The sequence below is a fragment of the Paraburkholderia ultramafica genome (assembly GCF_902859915.1).
GTDB classification, from domain to species: Bacteria; Pseudomonadota; Gammaproteobacteria; order Burkholderiales; family Burkholderiaceae; genus Paraburkholderia; species Paraburkholderia ultramafica.
The window spans coordinates 35,970-53,290 of record NZ_CADIKK010000011.1 but is presented as its reverse complement, the minus strand read 5'-3'; the positions used below and the strand labels follow the sequence as shown (position 1 = coordinate 53,290).

12 protein-coding genes and 1 riboswitch are annotated in these 17,321 nt (G+C 61.5%); of the genes, 3 read left to right on the top strand and 9 right to left on the bottom strand.

Translation table 11 applies throughout. From position 1 onward, the window contains the following. Nucleotides 1-112 precede the first annotated feature (112 nt). Together HV744_RS13455 and HV744_RS13450 are read left to right on the top strand one after the other, a co-directional pair. Nucleotides 113-799, top strand: a complete 687-nt coding sequence (locus tag HV744_RS13455; RefSeq protein ID WP_175149995.1) for a serine O-acetyltransferase — start codon at nucleotides 113-115, stop codon at nucleotides 797-799. Nucleotides 800-815: 16 nt separating this feature from the next. Next, nucleotides 816-1,586: an alanyl-tRNA editing protein gene (locus HV744_RS13450; protein WP_175149994.1), complete on the top strand. Its 771-nt coding sequence runs from the start codon at nucleotides 816-818 to the stop codon at nucleotides 1,584-1,586. Between the two features lie 104 nt (nucleotides 1,587-1,690). On the opposite strand, the gene HV744_RS13445 is transcribed toward HV744_RS13450, so the two are convergent. Genes HV744_RS13445 through HV744_RS13435 form a run of 4 tightly spaced genes read right to left on the bottom strand, consistent with a single transcriptional unit; the run spans nucleotide 1,691 to nucleotide 5,481 of the window. Next, nucleotides 1,691-2,605, bottom strand: a complete 915-nt coding sequence (locus HV744_RS13445; protein WP_175149993.1) for a PLP-dependent cysteine synthase family protein — start codon at nucleotides 2,603-2,605, stop codon at nucleotides 1,691-1,693. A 22-nt stretch (nucleotides 2,606-2,627) separates the two neighbouring features. Further along, entirely contained in the window at nucleotides 2,628-4,043 is a 1,416-nt protein-coding gene (gene moeB, locus HV744_RS13440; protein WP_217469117.1) for a molybdopterin-synthase adenylyltransferase MoeB, read from the bottom strand. Between the two features lie 3 nt (nucleotides 4,044-4,046). After that, entirely contained in the window at nucleotides 4,047-4,517 is a 471-nt protein-coding gene (locus tag HV744_RS36770) for a M67 family metallopeptidase (RefSeq protein WP_217469115.1), read from the bottom strand. Between the two features lie 7 nt (nucleotides 4,518-4,524). Then, nucleotides 4,525-5,481 carry a DMT family transporter gene (locus HV744_RS13435; RefSeq protein WP_175149992.1) on the bottom strand — a complete coding sequence of 319 codons (957 nt, stop codon included), beginning with the start codon at nucleotides 5,479-5,481 and terminating at the stop codon, nucleotides 4,525-4,527. A gap of 122 nt (nucleotides 5,482-5,603) precedes the next feature. Between HV744_RS13435 and HV744_RS13430 the strand changes: the two genes are divergently transcribed. Further along, nucleotides 5,604-7,094, top strand: coding sequence for an aminotransferase-like domain-containing protein (locus tag HV744_RS13430; RefSeq protein ID WP_217469114.1), 1,491 nt, complete (start codon nucleotides 5,604-5,606; stop codon nucleotides 7,092-7,094). Here HV744_RS13430 and HV744_RS13425 read toward each other — a convergent pair. The 5 genes from HV744_RS13425 to crcB form a co-directional block, all read right to left on the bottom strand. Beyond that, a complete protein-coding gene (locus HV744_RS13425) occupies nucleotides 6,994-10,326 on the bottom strand; it encodes an efflux RND transporter permease subunit (protein ID WP_175149990.1) in 3,333 nt (1,110 codons plus the stop codon). The two genes, HV744_RS13430 and HV744_RS13425, sit on opposite strands and share 101 nt — an antisense overlap. Nucleotides 10,327-10,329: 3 nt before the next feature. Then, entirely contained in the window at nucleotides 10,330-13,455 is a 3,126-nt protein-coding gene (locus HV744_RS13420; RefSeq protein WP_175149989.1) for an MdtB/MuxB family multidrug efflux RND transporter permease subunit, read from the bottom strand. Between the two features lie 18 nt (nucleotides 13,456-13,473). After that, nucleotides 13,474-14,883: an MdtA/MuxA family multidrug efflux RND transporter periplasmic adaptor subunit gene (locus HV744_RS13415; RefSeq protein WP_175149988.1), complete on the bottom strand. Its 1,410-nt coding sequence runs from the start codon at nucleotides 14,881-14,883 to the stop codon at nucleotides 13,474-13,476. 364 nt (nucleotides 14,884-15,247) lie between these two features. Further along, entirely contained in the window at nucleotides 15,248-16,084 is an 837-nt protein-coding gene (locus tag HV744_RS13410) for an IclR family transcriptional regulator (protein WP_175149987.1), read from the bottom strand. A gap of 626 nt (nucleotides 16,085-16,710) precedes the next feature. Further along, on the bottom strand, nucleotides 16,711-17,091 hold the full coding sequence (gene crcB / locus HV744_RS13405; RefSeq protein ID WP_175149986.1) for a fluoride efflux transporter CrcB: 381 nt from the start codon (nucleotides 17,089-17,091) through the stop codon (nucleotides 16,711-16,713). Nucleotides 17,092-17,171: 80 nt separating this feature from the next. Then, a riboswitch (Fluoride riboswitch) is annotated at nucleotides 17,172-17,233 on the bottom strand. Between the last annotated feature and the right edge of the window lie 88 nt (nucleotides 17,234-17,321).

The window sequence follows — 17,321 nt, the reverse complement described above, 5'->3', positions numbered from 1 at the left end:
ATACACAACTATCTCCGACCCCAACGAATATCTCTTGTATTTCGGAATTATCCCATAGGTTTATTTGTTGAATGTTGGCATAACATAGTTAATCGCAAACGCGGACGTATAAATGCCGACAGATCTTGTTCAGAATCTACTGTGTGCAGCGATGATGGAATGTTGCACACCCGCTCTGGTCAAAACAATTGCGAGACATACACAGTTCATTGCGGCGGCCAGGGCTGCTGAGAATGATCTGAACGCTTTCGCCGCAAAAGACCCGGCGTCTCGTGGGGCGGTCGAGAATATCGCGTTCGGATATTCATCCTATAAGGCGGTGCTGCACTACCGACTTGCGCATGCACTTCTCGATATAGCCAGGCTCGACGGTGATCATGGTCGGGAAATCGAAAGTGCCGCCGCGCTTGTGTCGGCTCGGGGCAAGTTGCTTTCCGGCGCCGAGATTCATCCGCGCTGTTACATCGGGCGGGGCTTCGTTTTGGACCACGGGTGGGGGACCGTTATCGGTGAAACATCGCGAATCGGCGACGACTGCTACATTCTCGGCGGTGTTGTTCTCGGCGCCACGGGCATATCGGCGAACCCTTCAGGAAAACGCCATCCGACAGTAGGCAACCGGGCAGAGATAGGAGCGTTTACGCGGATTTTTGGCGATGTGGTTATAGGCAATGATGTGTTCATCTCGCCACACTGCGTTATTACAGAAGATATTCCGTCAGATTCGATCGTCACGCTCAAATCCGAGCTTCAGTTGACAAGAAGGCGACAACCTCAGCGCTCGTTAGAATCCCGTTGAACCTACCTTGATTATCATGTTTTCACTCAACCGAAAGACCCATAAGCTCTACTACGATGACCTTCATCTGGACCGATGCGTCGCGAAAGTCGTCAAGTCAGGTACCGGTCACGTGGAACTCGATGCTACCGTCGCCTATCCGGAAGGCGGCGGACAGGACGCTGATAACGGAGTCATTCTTCTACAGAATGGCTGTGAAATTCGCTTTATTCACGCAAGGAAAATGTATTGCGATCATGTGGCCATTTCGAATTTCCCTGAGATTCAAGTTGGAGGGGTGATTGAACATGTCGTTCATCCCGATGATATTGCCCATCTTTCCGGCATACAGGCTGGCGATCCGGTTGAGGTGCGAATCGACCGTTTGCGTCGTTCGCAACTCTCGCTGAGCCATACAGCATGCCACCTGCTTTTGCTAGGGGTGCAACAGATTAGGCCCGATGCGGTTGAATGGATACTCGGCTGCCATATTCGTGCAGATGCCGCACGACTTGATTTCGGGGTCGAGGAACGTATCTCAAACGAGGAAGTCCATGAGATAGAAACTATCGCTAACGCATTCGTTTCACGTGCGAGCGACGTGCGTGTCTATGCCCATGCAGCATACGCTGACGCCCGATACTGGGAATGCGAGGGCGAGGTTATTCCCTGTGGGGGCACCCACATCAGTAATACAAAGCCGATTGGGCGAATGGAAATTCGACGGAAGAGCATGGGGGCGGGGAAGGAGCGCCTGTCCTGTTCGTTCAGCGACGCGATATTCAACACAGGCATTTTCCACGCGTGAGTCCGCTCGATCCCTGTGCCCAAGTCCCCGTCCGCAACCAGACGGGGCAGTCAGTATTCAGGGAGAGCGTGGGAATAGGTAGCGATAGCGCTGTATTGCCGAGGCTATTCGAAATCGGATAAGTAAGACTCTACGCCGTCGTAGATCATGGTCAACACGGTGGCGTTACTGGGTAATTCATTGGCTAGCTTGGAGATTGCCACCAGATTGGCCGCTGAGGAAATGCCGAGGCTGATCGAATCCCTTCGCATGATTCTCCGAACCATCTCTTCACATTCGAGTCTGGAAACCTTTAGCATTCCATCGAGCACTGACAGGTTCAGGATGCTCGGAATGATGCCGATGGATAGTCCCTGAATATCATGTGGAGCGTGGCGATCAGCAAGCAGATCGCATTGCTCGGGCTCGACACCGAAAACGCGCAGCTCGGGCCACTGCCGCTTGAGTATTTCTCCGATGCCGGTGATATGTCCGCCTGTACCGATACCAGCTACGAAGCAGTCCACTTTCCAGTCGCCGAAATCGCGGACGATTTCCTGGGCGGTGGTATGTCGATGCGTGTCTGGATTGGCACTGTTTCTTTGTTGATTGAGCATCACATAGGTGGGATTCTCGAGTTGTAATTCCATGGCCCTTTGTCCGTGCGAGTTATTTCCCAGACGACTGTCTGAGAGAACCACCTCGGCGCCATACAGGCGCAGCAATTTTTGCTTCTCAATACTGTAGTTGTCTGGTATCACCAGCACCACCTTGTAGCCGAGGACGTTGGCGGCGATGGCTAGGCCAATGCCCGTGTTGCCGCCACTGGGTTCCAGAATGGTTTGCTGATTTCCTCTTACAAGAATGCCTTTGCGCTCGGCGTCGTGAATCATGCCCAGCGCGATCCTCGCCTTGTGGCTTCCACCTGGATTGAGCGATTCCAGTTTCGCATAAACCTTCAGCCCAAGATTGCTAGAAAACGCTTCCAGTTGAACGATCGGTGTGTTGCCAATAGCTTCGACTATCGACTTATAAATCATCGCGTCAGCACTCCGGCCCGAATCAATAGATCGGCATGTCGGGGGCGACATCCCTTACCCAACGCTTCATGCTGCCTTCCAGCACCTTCACGTGCGCGAACCCGGCGTCCCGAAGCGTGCTTGCGGCTCGCTCGGCCCGCGTGCCGCCATAGCAGATCAGATAATGGGTTTGACTTGGATCGAGTACGCCGATGCGGTCGGTTAACTCGTCCAAAGGAATATGCAGCACGCCGGGCAATTGACATACTTCCAGTTCATTCGCGTCGCGCACATCAAGCAGCACATGGTTGTTGTCTTTCTGCGCCATGATCGACTCGAGAGCACGCGGTTTTATATAAAAGTCGGGCGCTAGCCGCGGTCGTCCCGGACTAGCGTCGGCACACGACACTCCGTCTGGCTCGACACGTGTGCCGCTGCGGTTCGCGGAGCAGACGGGACAGTCCGGGCGACGCCGGAGTCGGAGTTCGCTGAATCGCATTGTTAAGGCGTCGAAACGCATCAGCCGCCCGGCCAATGACTCGCCGATATCGAGGATCAGCTTGATGGCTTCTGTCGCCTGAATGAGTCCGACCACGCCCGGCAGCACGCCGATAACGCCACCGGCGCTGCAGTTCGGCGCCAGTTCGGGAGGCGGGCTAGCGGGGAAGATACAGCGATAGCATGGTCCTGCGCGATGATTGAATACGCTCATTTGGCCTTCGAAGCGATATATCGCGCCGTATACCAGTGGTTTGCCCAATTGGACGCATGCGTCGTTGACCAAGTAGCGTGAAAAGAAGTTGTCAGTGCCGTCGACAACCAGATCGTACTGCCCGATAAGCTGTATGGCGTTGTCCGCATCCAATGTGGCAGCGTAGGTGTCGATCTGAACGTCGGCATTGAGATCTTGTAACCGCTGTTTCGCAGACTCCACTTTGAGCATGCCGAGGGTGCTGTTTCCATGCACGATCTGACGTTGCAAATTGCTGCTTTCCACGACGTCGAAGTCTATCAAACCGAGGGTTCCGACACCTGCGGCCGCCAGGTAGAGACAAACGGGGGAGCCCAAACCGCCTGTGCCGACAATCAACACCTTCGCCTTCTTCAATCGTAACTGACCCGCACGTCCGACGCCCGGCAGGGTGATATGGCGAACATAGCGGCGGATCTCGTCGTTGGATAAGCGGTCGGTGTCCAATCCACCGGAGGTCGCGAGCATGATTTCAACTTCGCTGCCGGGTGTCGGTACGTGGTCGAGGTCGACTAGCTCTCCTGAGCAGGTCAGAAGAAAGTGCTCCTTGAAGGAACCGTTTTCATAGAAGAGGTGCGTGCGTAACTGCGAGTGACGCTTGCAAATGTATTCAATCAGCTCGCGCAGCGTGCTGCCCTCGCTTTCCGTACGATCGGACGGCAGTTGTGCCGCTCTTGCGAGGACTTCCGGAAAAATCACGACGGTCATGGTTCAGCTCCTTATGCTTATTACTGAGTTTGTCTCACTAACCTGGAACTCTCGGGTGCAGGCAAACTGATCACGGTCCCACTCGAAGAGTCTGGCTGCCAGCGCACGGCCCTCGCGGATATCGACGATCAGATAGCCGACCGGGTAGACCGGTTTACCCATGAATAGCGCTTTGTCCTCGTCTTCGCGGCTGAAGTACGCTCCAACATCCGGATGCGAGTGGTAGATGATTGCGACGGGGTTGTTGCTTCGAAGGCTCTGAGTGATGGCAAGGGTGTCGGCGACTGAAAACGTGTAACCATTGACGGCCGTACGTTTATGGATATCAGGTTGGCGTCGATTCAACTCGCTCTGGATATTGATCCCGCAGTGCACGGTTCCATCGGCGAGTACAAAGCCGCAGCACTCCTCCGGGTACGTGCTGCACGCGTGGTTGCAAATGCGCAGCAAATTCTCATGACTGAGTAGCTCCATCGTTGCCTCACGCAGACGGCTGGTTTTTCTTTACCGCACGTCTTTCCACAGGCAACTTCGTGATCGCGAAGCCAAGCAGCAACAGTGCGGAAAAGATGCCCAGATCTCTCGAAACCGGCAGCCCCTCATACCACGAACCGATGATGACGGCGAACGCCGGGAAGATGATGAACACGAACGACAGGATGACGGGACTGATCCGCTTGAGCAGAAAGAAATAGACGATAAAGCCGCCGACGGACGCGGCCAGTCCAAGATAAGTGAGCGCGCTCCACGAACGAAGCGTGATGTCGGAAAGTCTTGGACGCTCAATCAACCATCCCGAGACGAACAGCAGCAATCCAGCGATGCCGATTGGCAGCGTATTGAAGGTGATCACGCTGATGTTCGCCCCTTGATGCTTTGTCACGACGTAGCACAGGGCGTGCATCACGGCCGCGGCAAGGATCGCCAGCACGCCAAAGAGCTCGGCGTGATCCATGTGCAGGCCCTGCGTCTTGAGGATCATGAACAGACTGCAGAACCCGATCGCAATACCCATGACTTGCGAAAGGTGGATTTTTTCCCGTAAAAACAATGCGGAGAATATCAAGATAAATACCGGCATGCAGCTAAACAACAACGCAGTCAATCCCGACGACACATGTATTTCGCCGTAATTCAAAAAATAATATGGAACACTGAAGTAGCACAATGTGACGAATAGAAAGAAGCCGGTTTTTTCTCGCGGGAAGCGCACCGATTCGCGGCGTGCCAGCGCAAAGACCAGGAACAGCGGAAACGCAATCAGAAACCGAAGTCCCGCTGAAGTCAGTGGCGGCGTGCTTTCCACGGCGATCCTGATTCCCAGCCACGTGGTGCCCCAACTCAAACAGACAATCAGGAAGAGCAACGAAGTCACGATACCCGCTCGCCAGCGTACGCGTTCTTTTAGCGGGCTTTCAAGATTGGCTGTTGTTGGCATAGTGTCAATTGTTCTCTTATCTTAAATAAACTCATGAAAAATCATTAGAATCGATATTGATCAATTCAATAAGACTATTGAGGTGAGCAGTGGCAGTCAAACCAATTATTGACACGGTTCCAATGCTGAAATCCGCGCTTGCCGGTGGGCAGACACCCAAATACAAACGGCTTGCGCAGGCGCTGCAGGCGCAGATTCAGGACGGCTCCATCGAAGTGGGCGCCAAACTGCCGCCGCACCGGCTGCTGGCCGACAGGCTCGGTGTGACCATCGGCACGGTGAGTCGCGCCTATGCCGATCTGGAGCGCATGGGTTTGGTGGTCGCCAGAGTGGGGGACGGGACTTTCGTGCATCAGCGAGGTCTGGAGCGGCCGAAAGACAGCGGTTTTCGTAACGCCATCGACGCGCCGCAGCCGTGTATCGATATGAGTCACAGCATGCACATTCCCGGGGGCGAAGTCGGTCTGCTGGCGAAAAGCCTTCAGGACCTGGCCGGCGACGCATCCGCGTTGCGGGATCTCACGCTTTATGCGCCGGATGTCGGTGCGTTGCGCCATCGTCAGGCGGGAGCGCGATGGTTAGGCCACGGCGAGTTTGCTGCCATGCCGGATCAGGTCGTGTGCGTGAACGGTGCCCAGCATGGATTGCTTTGCACGCTGATGGCGTTGCTGCGTGCGGGTGACATTCTCGCCGCTGAACAGCTGACCTATCCTGGACTGATCGGCGCTGCGCGTTGTCTCGGCATCAAGCTGCTAGGCATCGACATGGACGAGGAGGGGCTGGTGCCCGACTCCCTGCTCGACGCGTGCCGCACGCATCGCGTGTCCGCGCTGTATTGCACGCCGACGATCCAGAATCCGACGACGTCGGTGCTTTCTACTGCGCGCCGCGAGGCGATTGCGCGGATCTGCCGTGCCCACAACGTGCTGATTATCGAAGACGAAGCGCACGGCGTGCTGATGGCCGATCGCCCCCCGCCGATCAGTCGGTTCGCGCCGGAGCGCGGCGTTCTGATCAGCAGCTTGAGCAAAGGTGTGGCAGCGGGGCTTCGGGTGGGCTACGTGCACGCGCCGCTGCCTCTGATCAGCCGGCTCGGCGCCGCGTCAAGGTCGACCTGCTGGATGGCGACGCCGCTGCAGATGGAACTGGCGAGCCGCTGGATCGAAGATGGGGCGGCGCAGATGCTGATGCGCCAGCAGGCGGCGGAAATCGAGCGTCGAAAGGGTCTCGTGGCCGACCTGCTGACTGAACGGAACTACCGGACGAGCGCACAGAGTCCGCACTTCTGGATCGAGGTGCCGGCGCCCGGCCGGGCGTGGAACGTTCAGGCCGAACTGGCGCGGAAGAACTGCCTCGTCACTTCGGCCGAAGCATTTTCGGTCAGGCGTGATGCGACGCCCCAGTTCATCCGCGCGAGCGTCAGCAATACGTCGGCAAGCGACGAACTGCTGCGCGCCGGTTTCGCGGCGCTGTCCGCATCGCTAGGACAATACGCACCGCGCAACCGCAACATCACGACGGCGCAACACCTGTTCTGCGCGCCTTCCTCGACTCCCACCGCACCCGGATCCGATCCATGTACAGATACACCACCGGCGTCGTGTAGAGCGTGAGAATCTGGCTGACAATCAGTCCGCCGACAATCGCAATCCCCAGCGGCGCGCGCAACTCCGCGCCTTCGCCGCGTCCGAACGCGAGCGGCAGTGCACCGAGGAGGGCGGCGCAGGTGGTCATCATGATCGGCCGGAAGCGCAGCAGACACGCCTGGAAAATCGCGTCGCGCGACGACATGCCCTGCCGCGACGCTTCAATGGCGAAGTCCACCATCATGATCGCGTTCTTCTTCACGATTCCGATCAGCAGGATCACGCCAATCAGCGCGATGATGCTGAACTCGGTCTGGAACAGCAGCAACGCGAGCAACGCCCCCACGCCCGCCGAAGGCAGCGTCGACAGAATCGTCAGCGGGTGGATGTAGCTCTCGTACAGCATCCCCAGCACGATATACACTGCCGCGAGCGCGGCCAGAATCAGGATCGGCTGGTCGGACATCGACTGCTGGAATGCCTGCGCCGTGCCCTGGAAGCTGCCGTGGATCGTCCCCGGCATGCCGATCTGCGCCATCGTGTCGTAGATCGCCTGGGTCGCCGTCGACAAGGACACGCCCGGCGGCAGATTGAACGAGATCGTCGAGGCCACGAACTGGCTCTGGTGATTCACCGACAGCGGCGTGGTCCCCGGCCCGAAACTCGCGATCGCCGACAACGGCACCATGGTTTCCTTCGACGTCGACACCGCCGCGCCCGACGAGGCGCTCGACTTGCCGCTCGCCGCGATCGAGTTGATCGCCTGGTTGCGCGCCGAATCGGCGGCGATGCTCGCCGCGCTCGTTGCGGTGGTCCCCGCGGCGCCGCCAGTCGTCGCGCTGGTGGTCGCGGCCGTCGTAGCCGCGTTCGACTTGACCGCGTTCGACGTGACCGTGCCCGCCGGCGCGTTGGTGGTCTGCGCGCCGCTCGCGCTGCCGCCCGACGTGCTGATGAAGAGCTGCCTGAGCATCTCGGGGCTCTGCCAGTACTGCGGCGCGACTTCCATCACGACGTGATACTGGTTCAGCGGGTTGTAGATGGTCGATACCTGGCGCTGGCCGAACGCGTCGTACAAGGTGTTGTCGATCTGCGCCGGTTTGATGCCGAACCGCGCCGCGGTGGCCCGGTCGATCGTCACCATCGCTTCGAGGCCGCCTTGCTGCTGGTCGGAGTTCACGTCCGCCAGTTCGCGGCGCGCCTGCAGCGCCTCGGTGAGCTTGGGCCCCCACAGGTACAGGTCGGGCGTCGAATCGGCCAGCAGCGTGAACTGATACTGCGCGTTCGATTGCCGCCCGCCGACCCGAATGTCCTGCACCGCCTGCAGGAAGGTGCGCGCGCCGGCCACGTCGCCGAGCGGGGCGCGCAGTTGCTGGATCACCTGATCGGCGGACACTTTGCGCTCGGTTTTCGATTTCAGCGAGACGAACATGAAGCCCGCATTGGTCTGCCGGCCGCCGGTGAAGCCCACCACGCTTTCCACCGCCGGGTTCTTGCCGACGATGTCCATCATCTGCGAGAACTTGCCCTTCATCGCCTGGAACGAGGTGCTCTGATCGGCCTGAATGCCGCCGATCATCCGCCCGGTGTCCTGCTGCGGAAAGAAGCCCTTCGGCACGATGATGTAGAGCCAGATGTTCAGGCCGATCGTCAGCAGCAGAATCGTGACGATCAGGCGCGGATGCAGCAGCGCCCAGCCGAGCGTGCGCTCGTAGCCGCGCTGCATCGACGTGAAGCCGCGTTCGAGCCAGCGCCCGAAGCGGCCTTCTTCCTCCTTCTCGTGTGGCTCGCGCAGCAGGCGCGAACACATCATCGGCGTGAGGGTGAGCGAGACGACCAGCGACACCGCGATCGCGAGCGACAGCGTCAGCGCGAACTCGCGGAACAGCCGGCCGACAATGCCGCCCATCAGCAGGATCGGCAGGAACACCGCGACCAGCGAGATGCTGATCGACAGCACGGTGAAGCCGACTTCGCGCGCGCCGATGAACGCGGCCTTCATGCGCGGCACGCCGTTCTCGATATGCCGGGAGATGTTCTCCAGCACCACGATCGCGTCGTCGACCACGAAGCCGGTCGCGATCGTCAACGCCATCAGCGACAGGTTGTCGATCGAAAAGCCCAGCATGTACATCGCGCCGAACGTGCCGATGATCGAGATCGGCACGGCCACGCTCGGAATCAGCGTGGCGCGCCAGTTGCGCAGGAACAGGAACACCACCATCACCACCAGCGCGACCGCGATCATCAGCGTGCGCTCGGTGTCGCGCAGCGACGCGCGGATCGTGGTGGAGCGGTCGGCGGTCGGCGTGATGTCGACGTCGGCGGGCAGCGACGCGTGCAGTTGCGGCAGCATCGCCTTCACGCGCTCGATGGTGTCGATGATGTTCGCGCCCGGCTGGCGGTACAGGATCACCAGCACCGAACGCTTGCCGTTGAAGAGGCCGAGGTTGCGCAGATCTTCGACCGAATCGACCACCTCGCCCATGTCCGAGAGCTTCACCGCCGCGCCGTTGCGATATGCGATGACGAGGTCCTTGTATTGCGACGCCTTGCTTGCCTGGTCGTTGGTGTAGATCTGCACGCGGTTCGCGCCGAACTCGATCGAGCCTTTCGGGCTGTTCGCGTTGGCCGCGGCAAGCGCCGCGCGCACGTCTTCGAGACCGATGCCGTAGTGCGAGAGCGCATGCGGCTGCAGTTCGACACGCACGGCCGGGTTGGCCGAGCCGCTCACGTCCACTTCGCCGACGCCGTCCACCTGCGACAGCGACTGCTGCAGCACGGTGGCCGCCGAGTCGTACAACTGGCCGGCGGTCAGCGTATTCGACGTGAGCGCCAGAATCAGGATCGGCGCGTCGGCGGGATTGACCTTGTGATACGTCGGGTTGCTGCGCAGGTTGGTCGGCAGGTCGGCGCGCGCGGCGTTGATCGCAGCCTGCACGTCGCGCGCAGCGCCGTTGATGTCGCGGTCCAGGCCGAACTGCATCGTGATTCGCGTCGAGCCCACCGAGCTCGACGAGGTCATTTCCGTGACGTCGGCGATCGAGCCGAGATGCCGTTCGAGCGGACTCGCGACGCTGGTGGCCACGGTATCCGGGCTCGCGCCCGGCAACGTGGCCTGGATCGAAATGGTCGGGAAATCGACCTGCGGCAACGGCGCGACCGGCAGTCTGGTGAACGCGACAATACCGGCCAGCGCGACGCCGATCGCCAGCAACGTGGTGGCGACCGGGCGGGAGATAAACGGACGCGACAGGTTCATCGCTCAGTTCCCTATGTCGGTGGCGGGCGGCGGCGTAGGCTTGCCGCGATTGAAGCGCTCACGCGCGCGCCGGCCCAGCGAATCGAACGCGAGGTAGATCACCGGCGTGGTGAACAGCGTCAGCAACTGGCTGACGATCAGGCCGCCCGCAATCGCGATACCGAGCGGCCGGCGCAGCTCCGAACCGGCGCCGGTGCCGAGCATCAGCGGCAGGGCGCCGAGCAGCGCGGCGAGCGTGGTCATCAGGATCGGCCGGAAGCGCAGCAGGCACGCCTGGTAGATCGCTTCGCGCGGCGGCTTGCCTTCCTCGCGCTCGGCATAGAGCGCGAAGTCGATCATCATGATCGCGTTTTTCTTCACGATACCGATCAGCAGCACGATGCCGATGATGCCGATGATGTCCAGATCGTGCCCGGTGATCAGCAGCGCGAGCAGCGCGCCGACCCCGGCCGAAGGCAGCGTCGAGAGAATCGTGATCGGGTGGATGAAGCTTTCGTACAGCACGCCGAGCACGATGTACATCGTGACGATCGCCGCGAGAATCAGGAACAGTTCGTTCGTCAGCGACGCCTGGAACGCCAGCGCCGCGCCCTGGTAGCGCGTCTGGAACGACGCCGGCAGGCCGACGTCCTGCTCCGCCCGGCTGATCGCCTTCACCGCCGCGCCGAGCGACGAACCCGGCGCGAGGTTGAACGACACGGTAGTAGCCGGGAACTGGCTCAGATGCGTGACCAGCAGCGGCGCGGGCTTCTCGATGAACTTCGCGATCGACGACAGCGGCACCTGACCGCCCGTGGACGTGGAGGAGGGCAGATAGATCGAGTTCAGCGACTCGGTGTAGTGCTGCATCTGCGGCATCGCTTCCAGAATCACGCGGTACTGGTTCGAGTGCGTAAAGATGGTCGAGATGATGCGCTGCCCGAACGCGTCGTACAGCGCGCTGTCGATGGTGGCCGGCGTGATGCCGAAGCGCGACGCGGTGGCGCGGTCGATTTCGATGAACACCGAGCGGCCGTTGTCCTGCAGATCGGTCGCGACGTCCGCGAGTTCGGGGGCCTGCTTCAGGCGCTCGACGAGCTTCGGCACCCAGGTCGTGAATTCGCTGATGTTCGGATCGGTCAGCATGAACTGGTACTGCGTCGGGCTCACGGTCGAGTCGATCGTCAGATCCTGCACCGGCTGCATGAACAGCGACGCGCCGGCAATATGCGCGACGTCCTTCTGCAACTGGCGGATCACTTCGCTCGCGGTGTTGCTGCGGTCGTCGCGCGGCTTCAGGTTGATCAGCATGCGGCCGCTGTTCAGCGTGATGTTGCTGCCGTCCACGCCGATGAACGACGTGAGGCTTTCCACGTCCGGGTTCTTCAGAATCTGCGCGGCGAGTTGCTGCTGGCGCTCGGCCATCGATGCGAACGATACCGACTGTGGCGCCTGCGTGATCGCCTGGATCACGCCGGTATCCTGCACCGGGAAGAAGCCCTTCGGAATGTACACGTACAGCAGGCCGGTCAGCACCAGCGTGAGCAGCGCGACGACCAGCGTGGAGCGTTGCCGGTTCAGCACCCACGTGAGCGCGACCGCGTAGCGGGCAATCACCCAGTCGATGAAGCGGTGCGCCCGCGCCTCGAAGCGGTGGCTTTCATGCGGCGGCGTGTGGCGCAGCAGTTTGGCGCACATCATCGGCACCAGCGTGAGCGACACCACCGCCGAGATCACGATGGTCACCGCGAGCGTGATCGCGAATTCGTGGAACAGCCGGCCGACCACGTCGCCCATGAAGAGCAGCGGGATCAGCACGGCGATCAGCGAGACCGTCAGCGAAATGATCGTGAAGCCGATCTGTTTCGAGCCTTTCAACGCGGCTTCGAGCGCTGACTCGCCTTCCTCGACATAGCGCGCGATGTTCTCGATCATCACGATCGCATCGTCGACCACGAAGCCGGTCGCGATGGTTAGCGCCATCAACGACAGGTTGTCCAGCGAGAAGCCGCACAGGTACATCACGGCGAGCGTGCCGATCAGCGACAGCGGCACCGACAGACTCGGAATGATGGTCGCGTAGAGGTTGGCGAGGAACAGGTACATCACCAGCACCACCAGCACGACCGACATCGCCAGTTCGAACTGCACGTCGCGCACGGAGGCGCGGATCGTGGTGGTGCGGTCGGTGACGATCTGCACGTCGAGCGCGGCGGGCAGTGCCTGCTGCAATTGCGGCAGCAGTTTCTTGATGCTGTCCACCACCTGAATCACGTTCGCACCCGGCTGACGCTGCACGTTCAGAATGATTGCGGGCGTGTTGTCGACCCACGCGCCGAGCTTGGTGTTCTCCGCGCCCTCGACGATGGTCGCGACGTCGGTCAGCATCACCGGGCGGCCACTCTTGTATGCGATCACTGCGGTCTTGTACTGATCGGCGTCGGTCAGCTGGTCGTTCGAGTTGATCGTGTAGTTGCGCGTCGGGCCGTCGAAGTTGCCCTTCGGCGTATTGACGTTCAGGTTCGAGATCGTGGTGCGCAGATCGTCCAGATTCAGACCGTACGCGGCGAGCGCGCGCGGGTTCGCCTGAATCCGCACAGCCGGGCGCTGGCCGCCCGACAGGCTCACCAGACCCACGCCCGCGACCTGCGAAATTTTCTGCGCGAGACGCGTGTCGGCCATGTCCTGCACCTGGGTCATCGGCAGCGTCTTCGAGGTGATCGCGAGCGTGAGAATCGGCGCGTCGGCCGGGTTGACCTTCGCGTAGATCGGCGGCGCGGGCAGGTCCGCCGGCAACAGATTGCCCGCCGCGTTGATCGCGGCCTGCACTTCCTGCTCGGCGATGTCGAGCGGCAGATCGAGGCTGAATTGCAGCGTGATGATCGACGAGCCGGCCGAGCTTTGCGACGACATCTGGTTCAACGACGGCATCTGCCCGAACTGCCGCTCGAGCGGCGCGGTGACGGACGACGTCATCACGTCCGGGCTCGCGCCCGGATAGAAGGTCTGCACCTGGATTGTCGGATAGTCGACCTCGGGCAGCGCGGACAGCGGCAGGAAGCGCAGCGCGACGAGGCCGACCAGCATGATCGCCGCCATCAGCAGCGCGGTGCCGACGGGACGCAGAATGAAAGCGCGGGATGGATTCATGCGGTAAGTGCCATGCCCTTATTGCGAGGCTTGCGCCGCGTGTTTGCCGTGACGCGCGTGTGTGCCCGAAGCGCCTGAAGCGCCCGATGCCGCGGCCGCGCCGCTAGCACCATGCGCGCCGGACGCGGCGCGCGGCCGCTCGGCCGGAATCGTGATCTTCGCACCCTCGCGCAGCCGGTCCGAACCGTCGGTCACGACGCGCTCGCCGACCTGCAGGCCGGACTTGATGCTGGTGCGCTCGCCGTCGACCGGGCCGATCTTGACCGGGCGCACCGTCACCGTATTGTCCGCCTTCACGACGTACACGAACTGGCCCATCGAGCCGTTGAGCACGGCCGTGGTCGGCACGATCACCGCGTCCTTGATCGTATCGACCAGCAGGCGCGTATTCACGAACTGATTCGGGAACAGCCGGCTGTCGTCGTTCTGGAAGATCGCGCGCAGCCGGACCGTGCCGGTGGTGGTGTCGATCTGGTTGTCCATCGTCTTGAGCGTGCCGATTTCGAGCGGCGTGGTGTTGGCGCGGTCGTACGCGGTGGCCGACAGCTGCTCGCCGTTCTGCGTGTGCCGGATGATCTGCTGCAGGTTGTCTTCGGAGGTGGTGAAGATCACGCTGATCGGCTGCAACTGCGTAATCACGACGATGCCCGTGCTCAGGCTCGACGTCACGTAGTTGCCCGGGTCGACCTGGCGCAAGCCGACGCGCCCCGACACCGGCGCGGTGATGCGAGCGTAGATGAGGTCGAGCTTGAAGCTGTCGACGTTTGCCTTGTCGGATTTGACTGTGCCTTCCAATTGGCGCACGAGCGAGGCCTGCGTGTCCACCTGCTGGCTGGCGATCGAGTCCTGCGAGAGCAGCGTCTGATAGCGCTTCAGGTCGAGGCGGGCGGTTTGCAGCAGCGCCTCGTCGCGCACCAGTGTGCCTTGCGCGTTTTCCAGCGAGATCTGATACGGGCGCGGGTCGATCTGGGCCAGCACGTCGCCCTTCTTGACCATCTGGCCTTCCTTGAAATAGACGTCCTGCAGCACGCCGCTCAACTGCGGCAGCACGGTGACGGTGGCGAGCGGGGTGACCGTGCCGAGCGCGGTCAGCACCACCGGCATTTCGCCCGTGGTGGCGCTCGCCACGTGAACCGGTTGCGGCATGTTGGCCATCGCGCCGGGACCGCCGCGGCCAGCCCGGCCGCCGCTCGCGCTCCGGGCGCCGGCCGCGCCGCTTGCGCCGCCGCTCGGACTGCCCCACGGATGCCAGCGCCACAGCACGACCCCAAGAATGACCAGCGCCGCGACGATCAGGGCGATATTGCGGCCACGGTGCCGTTTCACCATACCGGGAGCATTGTCTGGCGCGCCAGCGGCGCCCGAGGACGGTTGCGAAGCCGGGGCGGCAGGGCGTTGGGATTCCGTGTGCTGTTGTTGTTCGTCCATCGGTTCGATCAGGTGGCTGGCTTGGGTATGAGCCGCCCGTGCGGTTGCGCCGCGATGAAAATTCGGCGGACCGGCACGCGGGCGGCATGACAGGCGGTTTCGACAGCGGGTGCGCCGTGCTTGTTCAGCGCGGTGCTACCCGAGGCGCGGGACAGAGATGTTAACGCAATGCGGCATCATCACAGGTTTGCCGAGCCGTTTTCGATGCCGATAACGACTCGCCGGGCGAGCGCCCCGCGACGGTAATGCAAGATCGTACGTTGCGCGGTCTGTAACAGTCCACCTGCGTATTTTTCTTTTGATTACGAAGGTTACAGTCGGCCCCGCGTTGCCGTGCCCGCCGGGCGGCGGGCACTCGGGCGCTTCAGTTGTCGAGCCGGCGCCCCGGCGTACCGCCGATCTCGAGAACGATCTTGCCGATGCACTCGAGCAGCGCCGGCGCGGCGCGCGAGATGAGCCAGTCGCGCGGGCACTGGTCCGCCGAGCCGCCGCAATTGACCGCATAGCGCTCGCCCGACGGCCCGACGAAGCCCAGCGCGATGGCGTTCAGGCCGTCGTGCCACTCGCCGGTGGCGATCGCGAAGCCGCGTTCGATGGTGTCTTGCAGCGCGCTTTCGAGCCGGCTGCCAATGTAGCCCCAGTCGTCGCCTTCGGCCGCCTGCAAGCCGGTCAGCAGTTTGTCCCGCTCCGGCTGCGCGAGCGCCGCCAGATACGCGCGGCCCACCGCGGTGCGGCTCAGATTCATCCGCGAACCGATCTCGAGGCGCGACACCAGCACCGCCGAGCGTGGCCGGATCGCGTCGATCACCACCATGTCGAGGCGGTCCCGCACGGCCAGATGCACGGACAGCGCGGTGCGTTCGGCGAGTTCGATCAGGAACGGCCGCGCGCGCGCCCGGATATCGAAGTTGCGCAGAAAGCCGTTGCTCAATTCGAGCACCGACGAGGTCAGCACGAAGCGCTCGCTGTCAGGCAGCCGGAACAGGAAACCGGTCCCGACCAGGGTCGCGGTGATGCGCGAGACGGTCGGTTTGGGAATGCCGGTCAGTTCGGCGAGCTCGCGATTGCTGAGCGGCGCGTCGGCGGCGGCAATCGAGCGCAGCACGGTCAGGCCGCGGGCGAGTGCGGTGACTTCATCGCCCGGGCCGTCCTTGTCTTTGACCGGGTCTGCTGCGGTTCTGGGGGGCGTGGGTCGGTTCATGTGGTTTTTTGGAACTATATTTCAATTTATGCGTTCGCAATCTGCTGACAACCGAGCCGCAGTGGGCCGCCAATCGCCCCGGAACGGGACATCAAGCTGATTTTTCCTCAGAAGATTCATTGTATCGGAATATTTTGCCGTAATGAATGAAGCCTCTTTAGATTTTGCTTGACTTAGTCAGCATAACCATAAAAAATGGAACCTTATTTCGAAAGACGATTTCAGATTCTGCATTTTGAGCGTTCTGAACTCGCCACGGCTCGTGTAGTGTGTGATCGAGTGTCTTCTCACAGTGCACCGCCATGGCCCGCATGGGGGCTACGCATCGGCGGCCCACCTTTCGACTACCGTCTCTCAGGTTCTAGCACGGCCCTCGGAATGGCTAGAACTTTTTAAGGCGTCACGGCAACGTGACGCCTTTTTTTCGCCCATATTGTCGCGGCCATTTCCATTGCTTCAAGGCCATTCCGGCCTGCATTGGCCATTACATTCCGGCACGTGTTGTTCCGCCGGATCTAGCCTGCGCACAGTCTGCCAACAGAGGCCGGCGGACTTCGTGAGCTGACGCACGAAGCGGCGGCTACTCACATGACGCGACGCATAATTACCCGGCAAGCGCCGCGCTTTCAGCGCGACAGCAGTGAGACGGTCGCAATCCCCAGGATAGTCATCGCAAGTGACGCGCCAACATGAATAACGATCTCGCCCGCCGCCCAGCCGAGCCGGCCATCCTGCAGGCGCTGCACGACTTCCGCCGAGAAAGTCGAGAAGGTGGAGAGGCCGCCCATCAGGCCGGTAATGACGAACAGGCGCCACTCCGGCGCGAGTTGCGGCGCGCGCGCAAATCCCGCGACCGCGACGCCGATCACGTAGCCGGCAATTACGTTGGCGGCGAGCGTGCCGAGCGGCAAGCCGCCAAAAAGGCCGTTCAGACGGAAGCCGAGGAACCAGCGGAACAGCGAGCCGAGCGCGCCGCCAATGGCGACAGCGAGAAAGGACCAATACATGGGAAGAAGTCTGGCAAAACCGGCGTGTCGACAAGCCGGGCTGAGCGTGGACGAGGCGATGCCACGTCCGCGGTCTTCCGGGCGACGCAGGCATCATCAGCCACAAGGGCGGTTAATGGAAAATGCCATCTCCAGCGCCGCAGTCTAACATCGGCGGGAGCATCTGGGGACAGGTCCGCGCCGTGACGACAGGGCGGCGCGTCCGTCGTCCGTACGCGCTGCCCGAGTGA

Bases quoted from the DNA above. Each gene is read 5' to 3' on its own strand.
- HV744_RS13455 (WP_175149995.1), top strand. From the start codon at position 113: ATGCCGACAGATCTTGTTCAGAATCTACTGTGTGCAGCGATGATGGAA.
- HV744_RS13450 (WP_175149994.1), top strand. From the start codon at position 816: ATGTTTTCACTCAACCGAAAGACCCATAAGCTCTACTACGATGACCTT.
- HV744_RS13445 (WP_175149993.1), bottom strand. From the start codon at position 2,605: ATGATTTATAAGTCGATAGTCGAAGCTATTGGCAACACACCGATCGTT.
- moeB (WP_217469117.1), bottom strand. From the start codon at position 4,043: ATGACCGTCGTGATTTTTCCGGAAGTCCTCGCAAGAGCGGCACAACTG.
- HV744_RS36770 (WP_217469115.1), bottom strand. From the start codon at position 4,517: ATGGAGCTACTCAGTCATGAGAATTTGCTGCGCATTTGCAACCACGCG.
- HV744_RS13435 (WP_175149992.1), bottom strand. From the start codon at position 5,481: ATGCCAACAACAGCCAATCTTGAAAGCCCGCTAAAAGAACGCGTACGC.
- HV744_RS13430 (WP_217469114.1), top strand. From the start codon at position 5,604: ATGCTGAAATCCGCGCTTGCCGGTGGGCAGACACCCAAATACAAACGG.
- HV744_RS13425 (WP_175149990.1), bottom strand. From the start codon at position 10,326: ATGAACCTGTCGCGTCCGTTTATCTCCCGCCCGGTCGCCACCACGTTG.
- HV744_RS13420 (WP_175149989.1), bottom strand. From the start codon at position 13,455: ATGAATCCATCCCGCGCTTTCATTCTGCGTCCCGTCGGCACCGCGCTG.
- HV744_RS13415 (WP_175149988.1), bottom strand. From the start codon at position 14,883: ATGGACGAACAACAACAGCACACGGAATCCCAACGCCCTGCCGCCCCG.
- HV744_RS13410 (WP_175149987.1), bottom strand. From the start codon at position 16,084: ATGAACCGACCCACGCCCCCCAGAACCGCAGCAGACCCGGTCAAAGAC.
- crcB (WP_175149986.1), bottom strand. From the start codon at position 17,091: ATGTATTGGTCCTTTCTCGCTGTCGCCATTGGCGGCGCGCTCGGCTCG.